The following is a 21,647-nucleotide window of genomic DNA, read 5'->3' as shown; positions in this document are numbered from 1 at the left end:
GTGAGCCTGCACGCCGCCGAGCGCCCGACGCGCATCCTGGTCGACCTCGACCGCATCGCCGGCAACCTGCGCGCGATCCGCGCCCACGCCGGCGTGCCGGTGATGGCCATCGTCAAGGCCAATGCCTACGGCCACGGCCTGGTGCCGGTGGCGCGGCACCTGCAGGCGGTGGGGGTGGAGCACCTGGGCGTGGCCTTCCCGGAGGAGGGCGTGGCCCTGCGCCGCGCGGGAATCACGGTGCCGATCCTGGTGCTGGGCGGCATCTTCGGGCCGCAGGTGGCGCAGTACCTCGCCCATGACCTGCAGGTCACCGTGTCCTCGCTGGACAAGCTGCGCCAGGTCGAGGCCGCGGCCCAGGCCCTGGGGCGCCGCGCCACGGTGCACCTCAAGGTCGATACCGGCATGGAGCGCATCGGCGTGCACGCCTGGACGGCGGGACCCTTCATCGAGGCCGCGGTGGCCTCGCGCTGGATCGATCTGGCCGGCATCTATTCGCACCTGGCCTGTTCCGACGAACCCGATTCGCCGATGACCGCGCTGCAGCTGGAGCGCTTCGACGAGGCCTGCGCGCACTTCGGCCGGATCGGCGTGCCGGTGCCGCCGCGGCACATCGCGAACTCCGGCGGCGTGTTGCACTTCCCGCAGGCGCGGCTGGACATGGTGCGTCCCGGCATCCTGCTCTACGGCGTGCTGCCCGGACCGGAATCGCGGCCGACGGTGGCGGTGGCGCCCGCGCTGTCGCTGGTTTCGCGGGTGGTCTATTTCAAGGTGGTCGAGGCCGGGCACAGCGTCAGCTACGGCGGCACCTGGACGCCGGCGGCCGACACCCGCGTGGTCACCGTGCCCATCGGTTATGGCGACGGCTATCCGCGGGCGTTGTCGTCGCGCGGCTCGGTGCTGGTCCGCGGGCGCGAGTACCCGATCGTGGGGCGCGTGTGCATGGACCAGTTCATGGTCGACATCGGCCGCGACAGCGCCTGGAACGAGGACGAGGTGGTGCTCATCGGCCGCCAGGGCGATTCGGAGCTCGGCGTGGAGCAGGTGGCCGCCGCCGCGGGCATGATTCCCTACGAGGTGCTGGTCGGGCTCAACGACCGCATCCCGCGGGTCCATCGCGGTGCCTATCCGGACGCTGAATAGGGCGAAGCGCCATCACTCCGCGGGGACGCGGCGCCGGGTAGCTTGGCCCTGTTCATTCCATTGGGCGCTACGCCGCCCGCCAAAGGAGCCCCCACGATGCGTACTTCGCCCCGAATCCTGTTCGCCTCCCTGGCCGCCGGCGCGGTCATGCTGACCAGCTGCGCCAGCTACACCGGCCAGACCAGCGATCCCAACGATCCCAACCGCACGCGCACCGGCGCCCTGGTCGGCGCCGGCATCGGCGCGGTGGCCGGCCTGCTCAGCGGTTCGGACGCCACCGAGCGCCGCCAGCGCGCCCTGGTCGGCGCCGGCGTGGGCGGCCTGGCCGGTGGCGCGATCGGCGCCTACCAGGATCGCCAGGAAGCCGAACTGCGCCGCCAGACCGCGGGCACCGGCATCGTCGTCGACCGCGAGGGTGACGTCATCAAGCTCAACCTGCCCGACGGCGTGACCTTCGACTTCAACAAGACCGAGCTCAAGCCGCAGTTCTACCCGGCGCTCAACAACGTCGCCGCCACCCTGGCCGAGTACAACCAGACCATCGTGGAAGTGGCCGGCCACACCGACAACGTCGGTGGCGACGCGGTCAACCAGCGCATCTCCGAGCAGCGCGCCTCCTCCGTGGCCAACTACCTGATCGGCCAGGGCCTGGTGCGCGAGCGCTTCGAGGTCGTGGGCTTCGGCAAGACCATGCCGATTGCCGACAACTCGACCGAACAGGGCCGCGCCGCCAACCGTCGCGTCGAGATCCGCGTGGTGCCGCTGCAGGGCTGATCGCCGGCAGCACGCGATGTGACTGGAAGGGCCGCAGCGATGCGGCCCTTCTTCTTTGCCACGGGTCTATGCGGCTGGGACAAAAGCTTTTTTGCCACGGATTTACGCGGATTACGCGGATTTGTACGGATTGAGCAAGAGCCTTTTGCCAATGGGTTTCGCGTCGGCTGCACCAACGAAGCAGACTCATGCTGCTGCCGGCAACCCCTTCTAGAAAAGAAAGCAGTTTCAGTGCGTGCTGTCGGCGCTGGCCTCGGCCAGATCCGCGTAAATCCGCGTAATCCGCGTAAATCCGTGGCAAAAAAAGCTCTTCAACCCGAAGCGACAGCCTTGGCCCGGCTCAGCAGGGCGTGGAGCATTTCGGTGCTGAGGCCATGGAGCACCAGGCGGAAGCCGGCGCGCAGGGTGGTCAGGGGCACCAGGGGGTGCTTGTTGTTGAGGAAAACCAGGTAGTCGGGGCGGCCGAGGAGGGTGGCGCAATAGATGCCGATCACCTCGTCCAGCTGCAGCGAGTTGGTCGCGCGCCAGAAGTCGTTGTCGGTCAGGAACAGCTGGTAGACCGGGGTGTAGACCTCGATCGCGGTCTGCAGGTCGATGACGTTGGTCCAGCGCCTGGGCATGTCCTCGATGCGCAGGTCCGGCTGCCGGATCATCGAGAAGTCGAGTTTGGCAGGCGCTTCGATCGCGCGGCCGCCCAGCGCCTTGTTGAGGTTGATGACGAAGTTGAAGAGGTTCAGGTCGTGCTGCAGGAACACGTCGTCCTTCAGCGCATCGATGTCGGGCGGCGACAGCGGGTGCAAGGGCAGTTCCTGGCCGGGCACGGCGTTGCGGGCGATGAAGGCCAGCACCTGGGAGCCGAGGTGGAAGTGGCGCAGGATCAGCCAGTTCGCCTCGGGGCTGACGAAGGTCTTCATGCCCCAGGCGATCATCCGGTGCAGGATGCGCGACGAGGTCCAGGAGCGCGGGGTCACGATTTTCAGCAGCTGGATCAGCACGATCGACAGCCGCGCCAGCGGCCGCACCACCGGCAGCAGGAATTGGCGCGAGCGGGTGGAGGCGTCGCTCAGCCAAGCGCGCTTGACCTCGTCGGCCAGCGGGCCGCTGGCGTCGAGGTAGAGCGCCAACCACGGGTTCGGGTCGCGCGGGTCGTGCGCGCCGTCCAGCCATTCGCTGCTCTTTCCCATCAGGACGTCACCGGATCATCTCGAGCTGTCGCGCGTACAGTACCGCGACGTGGCGCGCGTCTTCGAGGATTTCCGCCGCCGCCTCGCGCCCGCCGATGGCCAGCACCGCCTCCAGCGCCTGCAGCCAGCGCTCCAGGTGCGCCGCGTCGTTCTCGCCGTGGTAGGCGAGGAAGCGGAAGCTGCGGCCCAGCCAGCCCAGGCGCGCGCGCAGCAGCGGCAGCAGGGCCGGGACGATGCGCTGGCCTGTGCCCTCGATGATGTACATCGCGCCGAGCAACCCGATCGCGTCGGGCTGTGTCGCGCGCGCATGCAGGTAGGCGTTGAGCGCCTCGCCGCCGGGGTTGCGCTGCAGCTCGTCCAGCGAGGCGACGGTACCGCCGGCCGTGCGGTAGTCCTCGAACAGCACGTTGTAGTCGTATTGCTCGTCGTCGGCGTGGTGGTGCACGGTCTCGCGCAGCGGGGCATAGCGCGGGGTGAGGTGGTCGGCGGCCTTGCGCATCCACAGACTCCCCTGGCGGACCTGCGGCACCCACTGCTCCATCCAGCCGACGTAGTCGGCACGGTCGACGCTGCCGTCGAGGATCTTCGTCACCAGCGGGGTGCGCCAGACGCGGCTGCGGTAGTCGTGCCAGACGCCGGCGAGTTCGCGCAGCAGGCGGGCGGTTTCGGGAAGCTGGGTGGCGTCGTCCGGTGCGTGTGGCGGTTCGGGCAGGGCAACCGCCGCGCTGCCCACAGCCCCGATAGGCGTCGAATTCCCGGCTTCAAGGCGCGTGCCGGTGCCGCCAGTGTCGTCGTCGGCAGCCTCGGGCCCCACCACCTCCAGCACGGCGAACGCCACGCTGAAGCGCCCGGACTCGGGCACGAACAGCAGCACCTGCTCGCCAGGCGAGGGCCTGCGCTCGCGCATGAAGTCGTCGAGCATGCTGAAGATCGAGGCCGCGCCCATGTTGCCGCGCACGGTGAGGTTCGAGTACCAGCGCTCCTCCGGGATCTCCAGCTGCGCCATGCGCAGGCAGTCGCGGACCACGGGCGCGAAGCGCTGCGAGGAGTAGTGGCAGAGGAAGTGGTCGACCCGCGAAGGGTTGATGACGCCGTTGCGGGCAAGCGCGACGTACTCATGCGTGGCCACGTCGAACAGCTGCGGCAACAGGCGGATGTCCTGGCGCAGGAGCATCGCGCCGGCGGCGTCGGCGGTGGTGAAGTCCGGGTAGTCGCCCCAGTGTCGGCCTTCGGGCGAGAGCCCGGCCTGCATGCACAGCGGCAACTCGCCGGAGAACGAGCGCAGGTGCAGGGCGCGCAGGCGCAGCGAGACGCCGCTGGCGGCGGGCCGCGACGACAGCCGCCACGCGCCGGCGCCGTCGGACAGCATCCAGCGCAGGAAGTGGGCGTCGAAGTCGGCGTTGTAGCCCACCGGGCCGAAGCGCGAGCGCTTGAACAGGCGCGAGACGAACTCTGCCGCGACCACGACGGCATCGCCTTCCACGGCGCCATGCTCCACCGCCAGCGCCGCGTGCTGCAGCGCGCCCATGCCCGAGGCGCAGACGCCGTGGTGGCTGGCGACCGTCATCGACGGCGCACGCAGCTCGGCCTGCACCTGGTTGCCGAAGCCGGGAAGGATCAGGTCGCCGGCCGAGGTGGCCGCGGCCAGCAGGCCGATGCCGTCGAAGCCCGCTTCGCCGATGCAGGCACGCACGGCCTCGGCGGCGAGCCGGGCGCAGCCGGCACGGGTCTCCCCGTGTTCGTCGATGGCGTAGTGCCGGGTGAGGATGCCGTTCTCGCCGAGGATGCGGCGGCGGATGCGCGGCGACAGCGCGTTGAGCGGTTCGATGTAGCGGTCGATGTGGTCGTTGTCGATCGCGGGGCCGGGGTAGTGGGCGCCGGTGGCGGTGATGAATACGCGGTCGAAAGGCATGCGGTGTCCTGTCCTTGGCTGTGCTTCTTATACCCGAGCCGGTGTGTCGCCGATGCGTCGGCCGCCGCGTTCCAGCCACCACAGCAGGCCGGAGGCGAGCAGCCAGGCGATGAACCAGGGCCAGCGCGGAGCGGTCCGGGCGGCGACGTCGTTGATCGGCGCGGCGTCCGCGACCGGAAGTGGCGCGATGCCGTCCGCGCCTTCGCTGCGGCGTTCCGTGCTGCCGGCGGAAAGTCGCAGCGTGGCGTCGCGACGTTCCCGCGCGACGAGGCCCGGCAGCGCGTCGGCCGGACGCACGTAAAGCATGGGCGCGCCTTCACCGTCGCCCAGGCGATGCCAGCCATTGCGCGCGGGCCAGACGGCTGCGCACCCTGTTGCTGCGGGATCGGCTAGCGGATGCAGGCGCGTGCCGTCCGCGGCGACAAGAGGCGTCCCGGGCACGAAGTCGCACAGCACCGCCCGCTGGCCATGGCGTGCGATGCCGTCGAAGCGCGGCTGCGCGGCAGCACGCGGGCGGGCCAGGGTTCCGGTGGCATCGGCCCACAGGCGGGCGTGCCGCTGGCCGTGGCCGCCCAGGACCAGGCGGAAGCTCTGGTCGATGTTCCATACCGCGATGCGGCCGAGTCCGGACGGGCGCCAGCGTGCAAGCACCGCGCCCGAGGCGTCCGTGAGCAGTGGCAGCGAATCAGGTGCGAGGATCGGATGTGGCTGGCGCGCGAGCGGGGGCGTCGGGCTTGCGTCAGCGTCAGCTTCGGCGGATGCGGATACGGCGGCTTCCGCAGGTGCGGCGCTTCGGTCAACGGTGGCGACCGCATCCAGGATCACGTTCCTGTCGAGTGCCGGATCGGCGTCGCCGAGGCGGAAGCCGAGCTGCCGCATCGCCTCGCGCGTGGCGGCATCCGGCTTTCCGCTGATCCGCAGCATCAGGCCGAGGCCGTCGTCGACGGCGGCGAGCAGGGCGCTGCGCGCGTTAGCACCGAGGTCGGCCCAGGCGCGCTCGTCGACGATGGCGAGGTCGAAGTCCGACAGCGTCTTCGGATCGAATGCGACCGCGCCGTCCCCCAGGCTGACGCCGCCCCCCAGCGCCATGTGGCTGTGCAGCGAAAGACCGGCGTCACTGGCCCAGCGGCGCAGGTACTTGATCTCCGGGTTGGGTGCGCCGGCGAGCAGCAGCAGGCGCGTGCCGGCGCCGGGCCCGGCATCGACAGGAACCTCGACTCCGGATCCTGCATCTCCAGCCACACGCAGCCGGTAGATGGCGGGGCCGGATGCGCGCACGGGCGCCTGCAGCAGGAAGCGGCCTTCGTTGTCGAGGCTGGCGCGATCCTGGACGTTGCCGGCGGGATCGAGCAGCTCCACGCGGCCGTCGGCGACGTCGTTCATGCGGCCGGAGACGCGGAGCATGCCGCCGCTGACCACGCGCGGCGGTGCCTGCAGTTCGACGAGCCCGTTCGGCAGCGGCGGCGGCCTGAATTCGATGGACAGGTCCTGTGCAGCACCGAGGTCTCGCGCTTCCAGTCCGGCGCCGAGCACCTGCAGGCTGCGGGCCTGCGGATGCATGCGCAGCGCGGTGGCGAGGTCGGGCATGCGTCGGGCTTCGGCGTCGCGCACTGCTGTGGCGTCGGCTTCCGGCAAGGCGACCAGGATCGCATTGCCGCCTCCGGCTGCGCGTGCCCCGGCAGCGTCGGTGCCGGCGGTCATGACCACCATCCGGGCCGGATCGATCGAAGCCGCCGGTGGGAACAGGGTCATGTACAGGAGCGCCGCGCCGGCGAACTGCAGCACGAGCATGCATGCCATGCGCCACGAGGCCGGTCGTGCCTGCGCAGGCATGCGTCGCCAGCGCAGGATCTGGCGCAGCGAGCCCGCCAGCACCGCCAGCGCCAGGAGGGTCGCGACAGTGACGGCCATGCTCATTCGCCGGCCTCCCCGCGCAGGGCGTCGAGATAGGCCCTGCCTGCCGCGTCGGACTCCGGGCGCAGGCGCGGTGCCGCGGGCGGCGGCGTGGCCAGCGGCCAGAGCAGGGCACGCAGGCGCCTGCGGCAGGCCTCGCAGCCGGGGTCGCGCTGGACGGCATCGACCGCGGCCATCACCGCCAGCGGGTCGCTGCTGCGGTCGTCGTTGGCCGCCAGCCACGATTGCAGCACGGCCAGATCGATGTCTTCGCTGTCCGGCGCGGCCAGCGCGCGCCAGAGCGCGGCGGGGACGTCTTCGTCGAGTTCGCCCGGTGCGACCGGGGCGCGCCGGCTGGCGATGCCTTCGCGCTTGCCGCCCAGGCGGCGGCTGAAGTCCACCGGCGGCAGGTCCGAACCGGTGCGCGCGAGGTGGATGCGGTCGGCCTGCTGGATCTCCTTGACCAGGGCCAGGGCGCGGTTGGCGGGCGGCAAGGCGTCCTGCGGGCGCGCCTGGCGCAGGGCGAGTTCGGATTGCCACATTTCGCCCAGCGCGCGGCGCAGTAGGGTGCGCGTCCTGGGGTCGAGCAGGGTCGCGGCCTCGGGGATGTCGTGGACGTGGCCGAATTCTTCCAGCACGTTGCCGGCGTTGCCGAAGCCGCTGCGGCCGGGCTCTTCGGCATCGCTGGCCGAGTGCTCGTGTGCTTCATGCGTCGAAGCGTCGCCGGCAGGACGGCCGGGCCCGTGGCTGTCGTCGTTGTCGTCGTCGACGTGTTCATGCCCGTCGTGCTGTTGGACGGCCACCATGTCGCGCCAGGCCTCGGCCTCGTCCTCGGCGTCGTTGGTCGGCAGCAGGATGGGGGGCGGAGGCAGGTCGTCGGCATCGCTGTGCCTCGCGACCGGGAGCGACGGTGCACCCTCGCTTTCCTCGCCCAGGAACTGTCCATAGCGAAGGCGCAGCAGGCGCTGGTCCACGCCGATCGCGTCCGAGCGCGTGGCGAAGGTTTCCTCCTGCAGCCGCGAGCGTTCGGCGATCAGCGCCTCGGCGTCGATGATGATCTGGCGCTGGCTGCTGAAGTAAGCCGGCAGCACCTTCTGCAGCACGCCGTCCATGCCGCTGTCTTCGCGCGCCTGTGGTGGTGGCCAGCGCAGGATGTGGCTGGCGCTGCGCGTGGACTGCGCGCCGCCGGCGCGGTTGTCGCGGACCACGAAGTGCACGATCAGGTCGTCGCCTTCGGACAGGCCGAGTCCATCGAGGTCGAGTGGGTAGGCGAAACGCTTCGTGCGCCGGTCGCCCTTGCCGCTGATGTGGCGGACCTCGTCGCGGAAGCCGATGTTCTCGCCGCTGCCCTCGGTCATGGTCAGGTGCATCTCGGCGGTCGCACTGATGCCGTGGTCGTCCTCGGCCTCGAAGGCCAGCGCCCAGCGCCGCTGCCCGGGCGTGCGCAGGCTGAGGTTCTGCGCCGGCGCGGTGACCCGGATCGAAGGCGGGCGGTCGCGGACGACGTCGATGCGGCGCAGGGCGTCGTCCCGCCAGGGCAGGGCGGCATCGACGGCGATGCGGTACAGGCCGGAAGCCTTGGCCACGTCTGAGGCGCGCCACTGCGCGCCATCGCGCTGCAGTTCGATCCGCCGGCCGTCGATGAACTCCAGGGCCACGGCATCGGGTGCGGGGTCGAAGCGCAGCGTCCAGGCGAGCTTCGCGCCTTCGGGAACCTTCGCGTCCAGGGCCTCGTCGCTGCGGGCGGGCAGGCCGGTGTAGGCGGGCGGGGTGATCGTGAGGCTGCGTTCGACGAGTTGGATGGCGTCGGCGGCGGCCGTGCCTGCGGGCGCGCCGTCGCGCTCGTCCGCGGCCGGCGTCGTGGATGGCGCGGCAGGCCAGAGCAGCGCCGTCGCGACGGCCACGGCGGCGGCCGTGGCGCAGGCCGCGATGGCCGCGCGTGGCCAGGGCGCGCGCACGCCGGAGGCATCCGGCAAAGGCAGGCGCTGCAGCACGCGCTCGCGCTGCAGGCGCACCAGCGGCGGCAGCCCGGACGGCTCGGCGGCGAGCAGGGCGCTGCTGTCTTCGAGCTGCGGATGGCGGGCGTCGAGGTGACGCTGCAGCCAGCCGCGGTCGAGCCTGCGCGTGGCCAGCCAGGCCATTGCGAGGGCGGCGACAACCGCCATGATCGCAACGCCCGCGGCGGCGACCGTGCTTCCGCCGCCCGCGCGCCATGCAGTCACGGCCAGGGCCACGACCCAGGGCAGTGCCAGCGCCAGCGTGAGCGCGACGCGCCGGTGCCGTGCGGCCAGCAGCAGGCGCTCGAAGGGATCGCGGCTCATGGCGCGCGCTCCCTGCGCGGGCCGGCTGCGAGCCAGCGCTCGACGAGGAACAGCAGGGCGATGGCCAGCGCCAGCCAGGGGGACAGTTCGCGCAGCGACTGTGGCCAGGGGCCGACGTTCCCGACCTGCGGGACATGTGCGTCCGCCTGCACGCGTGCGGGCGATGGTGGCGGCTGCAGCACGGCGAGCAGGCGTCGGGGAAAGTCGGCTTCCAGCAGGACCGGCATGGCTTCCGGGTCCAGGGGCCGGGTCCACTGCAGCACCCGGCCGCCACCCAGCGCGGTGCCGCGTAGCAGCGGTCGTCCTTCGTCGTCGCTCCAGAGGACAGGCGCGGCTTCCACTGCGGGCAGGCGAACGTCGTGGGCGAGCAGGGCGGTGCCGCCGGCTTCGATCCAGGCCAGCGCTTCGGGCGGCAGTTGCCCCGCCGTCAGCCAACTGCGTACTTCCAGTGCGCCGGTCGCAGGGCTCTCGGCCGCGCTCGCCTGCGCGGCGGAGCTCGCGTCGCCACTGCCATCCTCATCTTCGTCCACGGCCGCAGTCCGCCACGCGGCCGAGAGGGCGCGCAGGTAGCGCGCGCCGGCCTCCTGTCCGGCGTCCTCGATGACCAGGTGTGGGGGAGGCAAAGCGGAATCGCGGGCGGTGACTCCCGCTGCCGCGGTGGCGTCACTGCCACCGCCGCCGGCAGGCGAAGCCGGGCTCGCGTCGAGCACCCGCCACTCCACGGGCCGCGACAGTTGCGGGCGTTCGGCGTCGACGCCGTCGAGCACCGGTGGCACCAGCACCACCAGCGGTGTGCCCGCGGGCAGGCGCATGTCGAGTTCGCGCAGGAGGCTGATGGCCGGCTGCGGAGCGGTGGGCGGCGGCGCTTCGCCCAGCGACGGGAAGTCCGCGGTGAGCCAGCGCCGTTCGACCACATCGCTCTCCGAATCAAGCGTGTGGCCACCCGCTACGGCTGCGCCGGCGTCGCCGGCTGCGGGCCAGGCGGCTTCGCGCAACGCCTCCGCACCGACCGCGGGCATCGCCACGATCCACGGCTTGCCGTCCTTCTCGACAGGCAGCACCGGTCGCGCCAGCAGCAGCGCCAGCAGAGTGATGAGCAGCAGGCGCAGCGCCAGCAGCAGCCATTCCTCGAAGCGCACGCTGCGCCGCGGCCGCGCCCGCGGCGACAGCCAGCGCAGTGCGGCGAAGTCGACCGGCCGGCGATCTTCGCGCCGCGCGAGGTGCAGCAGCAGCGGCAATGCCAGCGCAGCGAGCGCGACGAGTCCCGCGGGCAGCAGCAGCGTCGGGATCACGGCGCACCGGCCTCCGCGCGCGGATCGGTGGCGAACAGGCGCCGCAGCGGCAGGTCGAGCGATTCGTCGAGCACGTATTCGACCTGGCGGATGCCGGCCGCGGCCAGGCGCGCGGCCTGTGCGCGTCGCGCGGCACCGAAGCGCTCCAGAAAGCCGTCGCGCATCGCCGCGCCGTCGCCGCGAAGCTCGATATCGCCCTCGATGTCGCGGAAAAGATGACCGCCTTCGAAGGGGAAATCACGCTCCTCCACGGTGAGGATGCGGATCGCCAGCACTTCGCGGCGCGCAGCGGCCAGGCGCTCGGCCAGGCGCAGCGGGGTCTCGTCGAAGCCATCGCCGAGCAGCAGTACGAGGTCGAGCGGGGCGATGCGCTCGTGCAGCGGCGCAAGCGCGGTTTCGGTCGGCCAGCCGCCCCGGGCGCGCACGCCGTCGAGCGCGAGCAGGCAGCGGTCGCGATGGCGTGGTCCCGCCGAAGCGGCCTGCAGCGACAGGCCGTCGCCGTTCACCACCGCCAGGCCGAAGCGGTCGCCCTGGCGCAACAGCACCTCGATCGTCGCCGCCGCCAGCCTGCGCGCCGCGTCCAGGCGTGACCAGTCGGGCCGCGCACCGTCGGCCTGCGCCATCGAGACGCTGGCATCGACCACGATCCAGGCGGTCAGCGGACTGTCTCGCTCGGCCTCGCGGACGTAGTAGCGGTCCGATCGCGCGTAGAGCTTCCAGTCGACCTGGCGCAGTTCGTCGCCGGGCTCATAGGGCCGGTACTGCGCGAACTCCATGCCGGCGCCGCGGCTGCGGCTGGCATGCAGGCCGAAGCCGCGGTCGCCGCTGGCCAGGCGCGGCACCAGCGCGATCCGGCGCAGCCTCGCGCGGACCTCGGCCGGCAGGAATCCGGGGGCGGACATCGCGCCGCGGCGCTCAGGCGGCGGGTGCGGGCACGGCGCGCAGCAGGGCGGCGACTACGTCGTCGGCGTCCTTCTGCTCGGCTTCGGCGGCGAACGACAGCAGCAGGCGGTGGCGCATCACCGGTGCGGCCAGGGCGTGCACGTCCTCGCGGGTGGCGGCATAGCGGCCGTGCAGCAGCGCGCGCGCCTTCGCCGCCAGCACCAGCGACTGTCCGGCGCGCGGACCTGCGCCCCAGCGCACCCAGTCGCGCACCGCCTGCGGCGCATCGGGGCCGGGGCGGCTGGCCCGCACCAGGCGCGTGATCCAGGCCAGCAGGTCCTCGCCCAGGTGCACCTCGCGCACCAGCGCCTGCAGCGCCAGCACTTCGTCGCCGTCCATCACCTTCGGGACTTCGGCGGTGCCGCTGCCGGTGGTCTGCAGCAGGATCTCGCGCTCCTCGGCCTCGTCCGGGTACTCCACCCGCACGTGCAGCAGGAAGCGGTCGAGCTGGGCCTCCGGCAGCGGGTAGGTGCCGGCCTGCTCCAGCGGGTTCTGGGTGGCGAGCACGAAGAACGGCGAGGGCAGGGCATGGGTCGTGCCGGCGTAGCTCACGGTGCGTTCCTGCATCGCCTCCAGCAGCGCCGCCTGGGTGCGCGGCGGCGTGCGGTTGAGTTCGTCGGCCAGCAGCAGGTGGGTGAACACCGGGCCGCGCTGGAACTTGAAGCTGCGACGGCCGGTGCCGTGGTCCTCCTCCAGGATCTCGGTGCCGAGGATGTCGCTGGGCATCAGGTCGGGCGTGAACTGGATGCGGCGGAAGCCGAGGTCCAGCGCCTGCCCGAGCGATCGCACCAGCAGGGTCTTGCCGAGTCCGGGCACGCCCTCGAGCAGGCAGTGGCCGCCGGCAAGCAGGGCGACGAGCATCTGCTCGACCACGGCCTCCTGCCCGACCACGGCGCGGGCGATGGCGGCGCGCAGGGCACCAAGGCGGTCGAGCTGGTCGCGGATGCGGGATTCGTCGGGCGTCGGGTTCATGGGGATGCGATGCGGGAGGGAAGGGGGATAGGCGTCACGAGCTCAGGGCGTAGACCACGATGTTGACCGCGAACTTCGTGTTGTCCTCGGCCAGGAAGCGCTTGTTGCGCCAGTCGTAGTCCCATTCGCAGCCGTAGTCCTTGTTGCTGTAGAGCACGCCCAGGCGGCCGTCGATCTCGATGCCCTTGAGGTAGTCGTGGACCAGGTCGTCGCCCCAGCCGTTGAGCTCGTAGCTGGTCGCGGGCGGGCCGTCGGGGAAGCGGAAGAAGCTGGAGTACAGCGGGTGGCTGTTGGGCAGTTTGCGCATCGCGCTGGCGCCGAAGATGTCGGCCATCTGCCGTTCGAAGGACTTCGCGAACAGTCCGTCGATGTCGTGGTTGCAGTCGTCGACGAAGACGAAGCCGCCGTTGCGCACGTAGCGCTCGAAATTGCGGCGCTCGTCGGGGTTGAACTCCACCAGCTTGTGGCCGGCGAGGTAGCAGAACGGCGCCAGCAGCATCTTCGGGTCGGCCAGCGCGACCACGTGCTCCTTCGGATCCACCCGCATGCCGGTGTAGTCGACCAGCGCCGTGGCCAGGTTGGCCGGCATGCGCTGGTCGACGTCCCAGTCGCCGGAGTCGTATTTCAACCGCGTGAACCAGAAGTCGTAGCCCGGATTCGCACGCGCGGCCGCCGGCAGCGCGGCGGCCGCGAGCCCGGCGGCGAACAGGCGCAGGGCGCCGCGGCGGTCCACGTCGCCCCGTGCCCCGCCCTCAGACCGCGTCCGAGAGCGAGGTGAAGGTGAAGTCGCGCAGGCGCATCGGCGGGATCATCATGCTGAAGCGGGATTCGTCACCGCTGACGCGGATCGGCTTGCCCAGTTCGTCGATGTTGTTGAGCATGATCACCGGCGACTCGTTGAAGCGGAAGTTCTTCAGCGGGTACTTGATCTCGCCGTCTTCGATGTAGAAGGTGCCGTCGCGGGTCAGGCCGGTCAGCAGCACGGTCTGCGGGTCGACCATGCGGATGTACCAGGTGCGGGTGACCAGGATGCCGCGCTCGGTGCCGCGCACCAGGTCCGAGGTGGACGCCTCGCCGCCGGACATGATCAGGTTGCCCGGGCGCGCGACTTCCTTGCGGCCCTGCTGCTGCGCCCAGTAGCGCGAGTAGAGCAGGTTGGCGACCTTGCCCTGGTCGATGATCGGCATGCGGGTTCGCGGCAGGCCCTCGCCGTCCCAGGGCACCACCGGGGCCTCGGCATCCCAGGGATCGGCCCAGACGCTCACGCGCGGATCGAACACCTGTTCGCCCAGCTTGTTGCCGCCGCCCTTCTTCGACAGGAAGCTGCGGCCCTCGTCGGCCTGGCGGGCGTCGAAGAAGTTCATCATGAAGGAGATCAGGCCGGCAGCCGCGTGCGGCTCCAGGATCACCGTGTACTTGCCCGGCTCCAGCGCGCGCGCATTGGCCGAGGCGCTGGCCTTGCGGATGGCGGTGCGCACGTCGCGGCCGGCATCGAAGGCGCCGATGCCGGTGACGTTGCGGCCCACCCAGCCCGAGCCGCTGCCGTCCTCGGTGCGCACGGTGCAGGTGTAGTCGGCGCTGGCCGAGGTCTGGTAGCCGAAGTTGCCGTTGCTGTTGGCGAAGGCCACGAAGCCGCGGCTGTCCTCGAGGAAGCCTGCCGCGACCAGCTTGTCGGCCCGGCAGGGCGTGATCGAGTCGGCGGCGACCTGGGCGCGGTACTCCGGGGTGATCGCCGCGGTGGCGTCGTCCCAGGTATTGCTGGCGCGGTATTCCTGCCTGCCGATGGCCGGCATGAACTCGGGGTTCTCGGGCGCCAGCCGGGCGAGGTCCTCGGCGCGACGCACCACGCGCTCGAGCGAGGCGTCGTCGAACTCGTTGATGCTCGCGGTGCCGACACGCTTGCCGAAGGCGACCTCGACGGCCAGTTCGGTGTTGTCGACGATGCCGCTGGTGGAGACGTTGTTGAGCGCGAAGCGGATGTTGCCGTTGGTGGAGCCGGCCAGGGTCGCGGTGCACTGGTCGGCCTTCGACAGCGCGACGACCTTGTCGAGGATCGCCTTGGCCTGGGCTTCGGTGAGGATGGGCATGGTTCGAATCTCCTGGTCCGGTCAGCCGAGGTTGCGGGCGGTGTTGATGACGTTGATGCCGTTGAAGCGCGCGGTGCTGGAGCCGTGCGAAACGGCCGACACCTGCGAGGGCTGGCCCTTGCCGTCGAAGAAGGAACCGCCGAGGCGGTAGTCGGATTCGTCGCAGACCGCCACGCAGGCGTTCCAGAACTCCGGCGTGCGGATCTGGTAGGCCACGTCCTCGATCATGCCGGTGATGGCGCCGTTCTTGATCTCGTAGAACAGTTGCCCGCCGAACTGGGCGTTGTAGCGCTGCTGGTCGATCGAGAACGAACCGTCGCCGACGATGTAGATGCCGTCCTCGACGTCCTTGACCATGTCGGCCACCGACAGCTTCGACGTGCCGGCCGCCAGCGACACGTTGGGCATGCGCTGGAACTGCACGGTCGACCAGGAGTCGGCGTAGCAGCAGCCGTCGGACTCGGTCTTTCCGAGGATGTGGGCCTGGTCGCGGATGGTCTGGTAGTCGACCAGGATGCCGTCGCGGATCAGGTCCCAGCGCTTGCACTTCACGCCTTCGTCGTCGTAGGCCACGGCGCCGAGGCTGCCGGGCTGGGTCTTGTCGGCGAAGATCGTGACCTCGTCGCTGCCGTAGCGGAAGCCGGATTCGCGCTTGTCGAGCGTGGCGAAGCTGGTGCCGGCGTAGTTCGCCTCGTAGCCGAGCACGCGGTCGAGCTCCAGCGGATGGCCGACCGATTCATGGATGGTCAGCCAGGTGTGCGAGGGATCGAGCACCAGGTCGTAGCGGCCGGGCTTGACCGAGGGCGCGGTGAGCTTCTCGCGCGCCTGCTTCGCCGCGGCCACGGCGTCCTCGACCATGTCGTAGGAGTGACCGTAGTTGATCACGCCGTTGGGCGACACGTACTTCTGCGCCGGGTCGCCGTCGAAGTACTCGTAACCCAGGCCCATCGGCGAGGACAGCCCCGAGCGCGAGCGGAACTTGCCGCTGGCCTTGTCGATGGCGGTGACCGTCATCGGGGCCCAGATGCGGTGCACGTCCTGGTCGATATAGGAGCCGTCGGTGGAGGCGAAGTACTTCTGTTCGTTGACCGCGAACAGGGTGGAGTTCACGAAGTTGGCGCCGGCGTTGATCGCCGCGGCGTTGACGCCCAGCAGCAGTTCGACCTTGTCCTTCACCGGCACGTCCATCGCGTTGCGGCGGATCGGCGTGCGCCAGGACACCTCGCCGTGGCCGGGCGCGGCCGCGAACCGCACCGGCGCGGTCTGCATCTTCGCGTTGGCGCGGGCGATCGCCGCCGCCTGGCGGGCGGCACCGGCCACGGCGTCGGGCATCAGGCTGTTGGTGGCCGCGAAGCCCCAGGCGCCGCCGGCGATCACGCGCACGCCCACGCCGGTGGATTCGGTGTTGACCACGTTCTGCACCTTGTCCTCGCGGGTGACCACGAACTGGCGCAGGTAGCGGCCGATGCGCACGTCGGCATAGGTGGCGCCGGATTCGCGCGCGGCCGCCAGCGCGGCGTCGGCGAGCATCTTCTTGCGTCCGACGTCGATGGTGGTGGCGAGTTCCTCCGCGGCGATGGCGCGGGTGAACAGGGAGGGCAGCATCAGGCCACCGAGGCCGATGCCGCTGCATGCAAGGAAGTCACGTCTGTCCAAGGCGGTGTCCCCGGGGTTGTGCGCGTGGATTGGATGCTCCGGCAGGCCGGTGCATCCATGCCGCCGGGGCTCCCCGATTCTTGACGTGGCGTTCGCGGGGGGTCAACCAACCAATGGCACGGTCGCGGCGCCTCAGCCAAGGTTTCGTGCGGTGTTGATCACATTCACGCCATCGAAGCGCGTCGTGCTCGAGCCGTGCGACACCGCCGAGACCTGCGAGGGCTGGCCCTTGCCGTCGAAGAACGAGCCGCCGTGGCGGAAGTCGCGGGCGTCGCAGATCGCGCTGCAGGCGTTCCAGAACTCCGGCGTGCGGATCTGGTAGGCCACGTCCTCGACCATGCCGGCCAGCTTGCCGTCCTTGATCGCGTAGTAGAGCTGGCCGCCGAACTGCGCGTTGTAGCGCTGCTGGTCGATGGAGTAGGAGCCGCGGCCGTGGATCCAGATGCCGTCCTCGACGCCGGCGATCATTTCTTCCACCGACAGTGGCGCGGTCCCGGGCTGCAGCGAGACGTTGGGCATGCGCTGGAACTGCACGCTGGACCAGGAATCCGCGTAGCAGCAGCCGTGTGAAGCCTCCCTGCCGAGGATGTGCGCCTGGTCGCGCGTGGCCTGGTAGTCGACCAGGATGCCGTCGCGCACCAGGTCCCAGCGCCCGGCCGGCACGCCCTCGTCGTCGTAGCCCACCGCGCCCAGGGTCCCGGGCGTGGTGCGTTCGGCCACGAAGTTCACGCGCTCGCTGCCCCAGCGGTAGCCGGCGTCGCGCTTGTCGAGCGTGGCGAAGCTGGTGCCGGCGTAGTTGGCCTCGTAGCCGAGCACGCGGTCGAGCTCCAGCGGGTGGCCGACGTTCTCGTGGATGGTCAGGAACAGGTTGGAGGGGTCGAGCACCAGGTCGTAGCGGCCGGGCTTCACCGAAGGCGCGGTCAGTTTCCCGCGGGCCTGTTTCGCCGCGGCCACCGCGTCCTCGACCATGTCGTAGGAGTCGCGGTACTGGACCAGGCCATCGGGCAGGGCGATCTTCCCCGAAGCGTCGCCGTCGAGGTACTCGTAGCCCATGCCCGCGGGCGCGCCCAGGCCCTGGCGGGTGCGGAAGCGGCCGCTGGCCTTGTCCACCGCGGTGACGGTGAATGGCGCCCAGATGCGGTGCACGTCCTGGTCGATGTACGAGCCGTCGGTGGAGGCGAAGTACTTCTGTTCGTTGATCAGGAACAGGTTGGATTCGACGAAGTCGGCGCCCGCGGCCATGGCCGCCGCGTTCACCCCCAGCAGCAGCTCGACCTTGTCCTGCACCGGCACCTCCATGCCGTTGCGGCGCAGCGGGGTGCGCCAGCTGCGTTCGCCCAGGGCCGGTGCCGGCGCCAGGCGTACCGGCACGTCCTGGATGCCGGCGTTGGCGCGGGCGACCGCCGCCGCCTGGCGCGCAGCTGATGCGACCGCGTCGGGCGCCAGCGCGTTGGTCGCGGCGAAGCCCCAGGCGCCGTGGGCGAGCACGCGGATGCCCACGCCGGTGGATTCGCCGTTGACCACGTTCTGCACGCGCGACTCGCGGGTGGAGATCGACTGCCTGAGGTAGCGCCCGATGCGCACGTCGCAGTAGCTCGCGCCGGCGTCGCGCGCGGCCTGCAGGGCGGCATCGGCGAGGTTGCGCTTGAGCGCGTGATCCAGGGTCGAGGCCAGTTCGGCGGCGGCGATGGCACGGCCATGGGGGAGGGCGAGCGCCAGTGCGCTGGTTCCGGCAAGGACGAGGAAGTCGCGACGCTGCATCGTGTGCTCCGGTGGCTGTCCGCCTTCCAGCTTGACCCGCGCGGCGCCGGGTGTCACCCAACCTTCGGCCCGTGCGCGGCGGGCGTCGTTACATTCCGTTACCAACGGTTACCGGCCGCTGCCCGTCCACGCGCGGCCGCTGAATAGAGTGGTCGGCATCGCAAGCGCCGGAGTCGAACCATGTTGCACAACGCCCTGTCCAGCCACGCCGCGTCGCGCGGTGAAGCCGGTGACTGGACGTCCGGCCGGACGAGGCATGCCGCGCCGGAACTCGAATCGCTGCTGCTGCGCTGGCCGCCGCGGGTGCATCGCCTGGAAGCCCGCCAGGCCCTGTTCCATGCCGGCCAGCCGCGGCATTCGCTGTTCTACGTCCGTTCGGGCTGCTTCAGGACCAGCGTGCTCAGCGAGGACGGGCGCGAGAAGATCACCGGCTTCCGCATGCGCGGCGATCTCCTGGGCCTGGACTCCGTGGACATGCCCGCGCACGCCTGCGATGCGGTGGCGCTGGATGCCGCGGAAGTCTGGGAACTGCCCTGCGCCCACCTGGGCGACATGCTGCCGGAAGTGCAGGAGCGCGTGACCGCGATGCTGGCCGGCGAGATCCGCCGCGACTGGCGCTGGATGCTGGCCCTGGGCACGCTCGGCGCAGACCAGCGCGTGGTCGCCTTCCTGCTCGACCTGTCGGCGCGCTTCGCGGCGATGGGCCTGGATCCGGAGCTGCTGCAGCTGCGCATGACCCGCGCCGAACTGGGCAATTTCCTGGCGCTGACCCTGGAGACGGTGACCCGGGCGCTGTCGCGCATGCAGGCGCGCGGGATGATCGAGGTCAACGGCCGCCGCATCCGTATCCTTGATGAAGCCGGCCTCCGCCGCGTGCTTGCCGGCGAAGGCGAGCGCTGGCACTGAAGTCCACTCCCGCGGCGAAGTCAGCTACGCCGTGCCAGTTCCCGCCGCACCGCCTGGACCAGGTCCTCGCGCCGCCACGGCTTGCGCAGCAGGGGCAGCCCCGGCGCATCGCCGGTGTCGCCCACATGTTCCTCGTCGCCCGAGGTCAGCAGCACCGGCAGGTCGGGGTGCAGCATCCGCGCGCTGCGCCCGAGGGTCTTGCCGTCCATGCCCGGGCCCAGCATCACGTCGCTGAAGAGCAGGGCGTAGCCGTCGTCGTCCTGCAGGCGCTCCAGCGCGGCTTCGGCGTTGTCCACCGCGTCCACCGTGTAGCCGGCCGCGCGCAGGAAGGCCACGGCGATCGCACGCACGGCCCCGTCGTCCTCGACCACCAGCAGGCGTTCGCCGTGCCCCGTGGTGTCGGCCGCGTCCAGTGTGGCCGGTCTCGCCCCCGTTCCCGGCGCGTCCGTCGCCACCGGCAGGTAGAGGCGGACCTCGGTGCCGGCCCCCGGCGCGCTGTCGATCTCGAGGGTGCCGCCGCTCTGGCGCGCGAAGCCGTAGACCATGCTCAGGCCCAGGCCGTTGCCGCGGTCGCGGCCCTTGGTGGTGAAGAAGGGCTCCATGGCGCGTGCAAGCACTTCCGGCGACATGCCGCGGCCGTTGTCGCGCACGCTCAGGCGCAGGTAGCTGCCGGCCGCGAGCCCGGCGCGCTCGCGGGCGAGGGTCTCCAGGTTCGCCGCGACCACGATTTCGCCGCCGTGGAGGAGGGCATCGCGGGCGTTGAGCACCAGGTTGAGCAGCGCGGCCTCCAGCTGGCCGGCGTCGACATAGGCAGCGGGCAGGTCCGGCGCGACCTCGGTGCGCAGGCGCACCGCGTCGCCCAGGGTGCGCTGCAGCACCAGCTCGACGTCGCGCAGCAGCGCCGGCACTTCGATCTCGCGGGGCAGCAGGCGCTGGCGGCGGGCGAAGGCCAGCAGTTTTGCGGTCAGTTCGGCGCCGCGGCCCACCGAGCGCAGGGCGCTGGCCAGAAGTTCGCGGCCGGCCTCGGTGTCGACTTCGGTCTCCAGCAGTTGCAGGCTGCCCGACATCACCGTCAGCAGGTTGTTGAAGTCGTGGGCGACGCCGCCGGTCAGCTGGCCGATCGCGTCCAGGCGGTGGGCGTGCGCCAGCTGCTCCTCGGCGCGCCGCTGCTGCATGAAGGCCGACAGCGTGGCTGCGGCGGACTGCAGCAGGTGGCGGGCATCATGGTCGAAGCGCCGCGGCTCGCGCGCCACCGCCAGCAGTGCGCCGTGCACCTGGTGGCGCTCCAGCAGCGGCACCATCACCGCGCTGCCCACGTGCGGCAGAGGCAATGGGAACAGCGCCGCGACCGAGGGATCGGCGGCGATGTCGTCGATCGTCCAGGGCTCGCGGTGCTGGCCGGCGAAGGGGCGGGGCGGGGTGCTGCCGGCCTGCCAGGTGCTGCCGTGGGCGGCGCGCACGTCGGCGCGTTGCTGGCCATGGGGCGCGCCGAGGATCGCCACCGATTCCACGCCCAGGGTGTCGGCCAGCAGTGGTGGCAACGCGTCCAGCAGGTCGGCCTCGGCGGTGGCCTCGAGCGCAAGCTGGCCGATGCGCGCCGCGATCGCGTCGTAGCGCGCCCGCACCAGCGCCTGGCGCACGCGCTGGGTGCCGGAGATGTCGCGGATGGAGGCGAGGAACAGCGGGCCGCCGTCGGATTCCAGCGGGCTCAGGCCGATCTCTATCGGGAATTCGCTGCCATCGCTGCGCAAGCCGACCAGGGTCTGCCCGGTGGCTCCCATCGGCCGCACGTGCGGCTGCTTCGTGTAACGGTCGCGGTAGCCACGGTGGCGCGCGCGCGCCGACGGCGGCACCAGGTCCTCGATCTCCAGACCGACGAGGCCGCCGCGGGGATGACCGAACAGCACTTCGGCGTGTGCATTGGCGTGGGTGATGCGACCAGCGGGGTCGATCACCACCAGGGCGTCGGGGACGGCCTCGAACAGACCGGGAAGCTGCGGGATCGCGTCCTGGGTGCTCACGCCGGCCGCACCTCGGCGGCCAGTAGATAGCCGGCGCCGCGTACCGAGCGGATCAGGTCCGGCGCCGAGGGCTCGCGCTCGACCTTGCGGCGCAGGCGCGCCACGCCGACGTCGATGGCGCGGTCGAAGGGACCGGCCTCGCGGCCGTACAGGGCGTTCATGAGTTCGTCGCGGCTGCGCACTTCATTGGGACGGTCGAGCAGGGCGCGCAGCAGCTCGAATTCACCGGTGGTGAGGATGATCTCGTTGCCGTCGGCATCGTGCAGCCGGCGCGAGCCCAGGTCGAGGACCAGGTGTGCGAAGGCCAGCCGCCGCGCCGGCGCGGGCGCGGCCGGCGCCTCCACCGGTGCCGCGCGGCGCAGCAGCGAGCGGATCCGCGCCAGCAGCTCGCGGAAGTCGAACGGCTTGGCCACGTAGTCGTCGGCGCCCAGCTCCAGCCCGACCACGCGCTCCACCGCCTCGCCGCGGCCGCTGACCACGATCACCGGGCCCTGCCAGTGCGTGCGCAGGTGCTGGAGCAGGGACAGGCCGTCGATGTCGGGCAGTCCGAGGTCGAGAAGGACCATGTCGGGATGGCGCTCGGACAGCGCCGCGTGCATGCCCGCGCCGCTGTGTGCGGCGCGGACATCGAAACCGTGCGCACCGAGGTAGCGTTCGATCAGGGCGACGATCTCGGTGTCGTCGTCGACCACCAGTACGTCGGGGCGCGGCGCGGCCGCGTTGGGTGGCATCAGGGAAGGGGGCATCGGGTGTTCCGTGGCGGGTCGCGGCCGGGGAACCGGTTCG

At 71.2% G+C, this 21,647-nt stretch carries 15 protein-coding genes and 1 pseudogene; 3 read left to right on the top strand and 13 right to left on the bottom strand.

Going from position 1 to position 21,647, the window contains the following annotated elements; translation table 11 throughout:
* Positions 1 to 1,140, top strand: a complete 1,140-nt coding sequence (gene alr / locus E2170_RS07065) for an alanine racemase (RefSeq protein ID WP_132999853.1) — start codon at positions 1 to 3, stop codon at positions 1,138 to 1,140.
* 96 nt (positions 1,141 to 1,236) lie between these two features.
* On the top strand, positions 1,237 to 1,914 hold the full coding sequence (locus tag E2170_RS07060; protein ID WP_132999852.1) for a YiaD family glycine zipper/OmpA-like lipoprotein: 678 nt from the start codon (positions 1,237 to 1,239) through the stop codon (positions 1,912 to 1,914).
* Positions 1,915 to 2,225: 311 nt separating this feature from the next.
* On the opposite strand, the gene E2170_RS07055 is transcribed toward E2170_RS07060, so the two are convergent.
* The 11 genes and pseudogenes from E2170_RS07055 to E2170_RS07005 form a co-directional block, all read right to left on the bottom strand.
* Positions 2,226 to 3,098, bottom strand: coding sequence for a DUF6999 family protein (locus E2170_RS07055; RefSeq protein WP_132999851.1), 873 nt, complete (start codon positions 3,096 to 3,098; stop codon positions 2,226 to 2,228).
* Between the two features lie 7 nt (positions 3,099 to 3,105).
* On the bottom strand, positions 3,106 to 5,010 hold the full coding sequence (locus E2170_RS07050) for an iron-containing redox enzyme family protein (protein WP_132999850.1): 1,905 nt from the start codon (positions 5,008 to 5,010) through the stop codon (positions 3,106 to 3,108).
* A 27-nt stretch (positions 5,011 to 5,037) separates the two neighbouring features.
* Positions 5,038 to 6,921 (bottom strand): carboxypeptidase regulatory-like domain-containing protein, encoded by a 1,884-nt coding sequence (locus E2170_RS07045; protein ID WP_165942187.1) that lies wholly within the window; start codon positions 6,919 to 6,921, stop codon positions 5,038 to 5,040.
* Positions 6,922 to 6,923: 2 nt separating this feature from the next.
* On the bottom strand, positions 6,924 to 9,224 hold the full coding sequence (locus E2170_RS07040) for a hypothetical protein (protein WP_132999848.1): 2,301 nt from the start codon (positions 9,222 to 9,224) through the stop codon (positions 6,924 to 6,926).
* Positions 9,225 to 10,284: 1,060 nt separating this feature from the next.
* Positions 10,285 to 10,516, bottom strand: a pseudogene (locus E2170_RS14230) (BatA domain-containing protein); the annotation flags it as partial.
* Positions 10,513 to 11,418, bottom strand: a complete 906-nt coding sequence (locus tag E2170_RS07030; protein WP_132999846.1) for a DUF58 domain-containing protein — start codon at positions 11,416 to 11,418, stop codon at positions 10,513 to 10,515. The pseudogene E2170_RS14230 and the gene E2170_RS07030, both read right to left, overlap by 4 nt.
* 13 nt (positions 11,419 to 11,431) lie before the next feature.
* A complete protein-coding gene (locus E2170_RS07025; RefSeq protein WP_132999845.1) occupies positions 11,432 to 12,430 on the bottom strand; it encodes an AAA family ATPase in 999 nt (332 codons plus the stop codon).
* 34 nt (positions 12,431 to 12,464) lie between these two features.
* Positions 12,465 to 13,163, bottom strand: a complete 699-nt coding sequence (locus E2170_RS07020; RefSeq protein ID WP_132999844.1) for a DUF4159 domain-containing protein — start codon at positions 13,161 to 13,163, stop codon at positions 12,465 to 12,467.
* A 19-nt stretch (positions 13,164 to 13,182) separates the two neighbouring features.
* Positions 13,183 to 14,517 (bottom strand): TldD/PmbA family protein, encoded by a 1,335-nt coding sequence (locus E2170_RS07015; RefSeq protein WP_132999843.1) that lies wholly within the window; start codon positions 14,515 to 14,517, stop codon positions 13,183 to 13,185.
* Positions 14,518 to 14,538: 21 nt separating this feature from the next.
* Positions 14,539 to 16,173, bottom strand: coding sequence for a TldD/PmbA family protein (locus tag E2170_RS07010; protein WP_165942185.1), 1,635 nt, complete (start codon positions 16,171 to 16,173; stop codon positions 14,539 to 14,541).
* 132 nt (positions 16,174 to 16,305) lie between these two features.
* Complete coding sequence (locus tag E2170_RS07005) at positions 16,306 to 17,934, bottom strand: TldD/PmbA family protein (RefSeq protein WP_132999842.1); 1,629 nt, start codon at positions 17,932 to 17,934, stop codon at positions 16,306 to 16,308.
* Between the two features lie 180 nt (positions 17,935 to 18,114).
* On the opposite strand from E2170_RS07005, the gene E2170_RS07000 reads away from it, so the two are divergent.
* Positions 18,115 to 18,840, top strand: coding sequence for a helix-turn-helix domain-containing protein (locus E2170_RS07000; RefSeq protein ID WP_132999841.1), 726 nt, complete (start codon positions 18,115 to 18,117; stop codon positions 18,838 to 18,840).
* A 20-nt stretch (positions 18,841 to 18,860) separates the two neighbouring features.
* Here E2170_RS07000 and E2170_RS06995 read toward each other — a convergent pair whose 3' ends face one another.
* Positions 18,861 to 20,861 carry an ATP-binding protein gene (locus E2170_RS06995; RefSeq protein ID WP_132999840.1) on the bottom strand — a complete coding sequence of 667 codons (2,001 nt, stop codon included), beginning with the start codon at positions 20,859 to 20,861 and terminating at the stop codon, positions 18,861 to 18,863.
* Complete coding sequence (locus E2170_RS06990; RefSeq protein WP_243708080.1) at positions 20,858 to 21,607, bottom strand: response regulator; 750 nt, start codon at positions 21,605 to 21,607, stop codon at positions 20,858 to 20,860. The genes E2170_RS06995 and E2170_RS06990 overlap by 4 nt, the downstream gene beginning before the upstream one ends.
* Between the last annotated feature and the right edge of the window lie 40 nt (positions 21,608 to 21,647).

The sequence above is a fragment of the Luteimonas arsenica genome (assembly GCF_004352825.1).
Taxonomy (GTDB): Bacteria; Pseudomonadota; Gammaproteobacteria; order Xanthomonadales; family Xanthomonadaceae; genus Luteimonas; species Luteimonas arsenica.
Note: the sequence above shows the minus strand (reverse complement) of the source record. Positions and strands in the feature narration are given on the sequence as shown.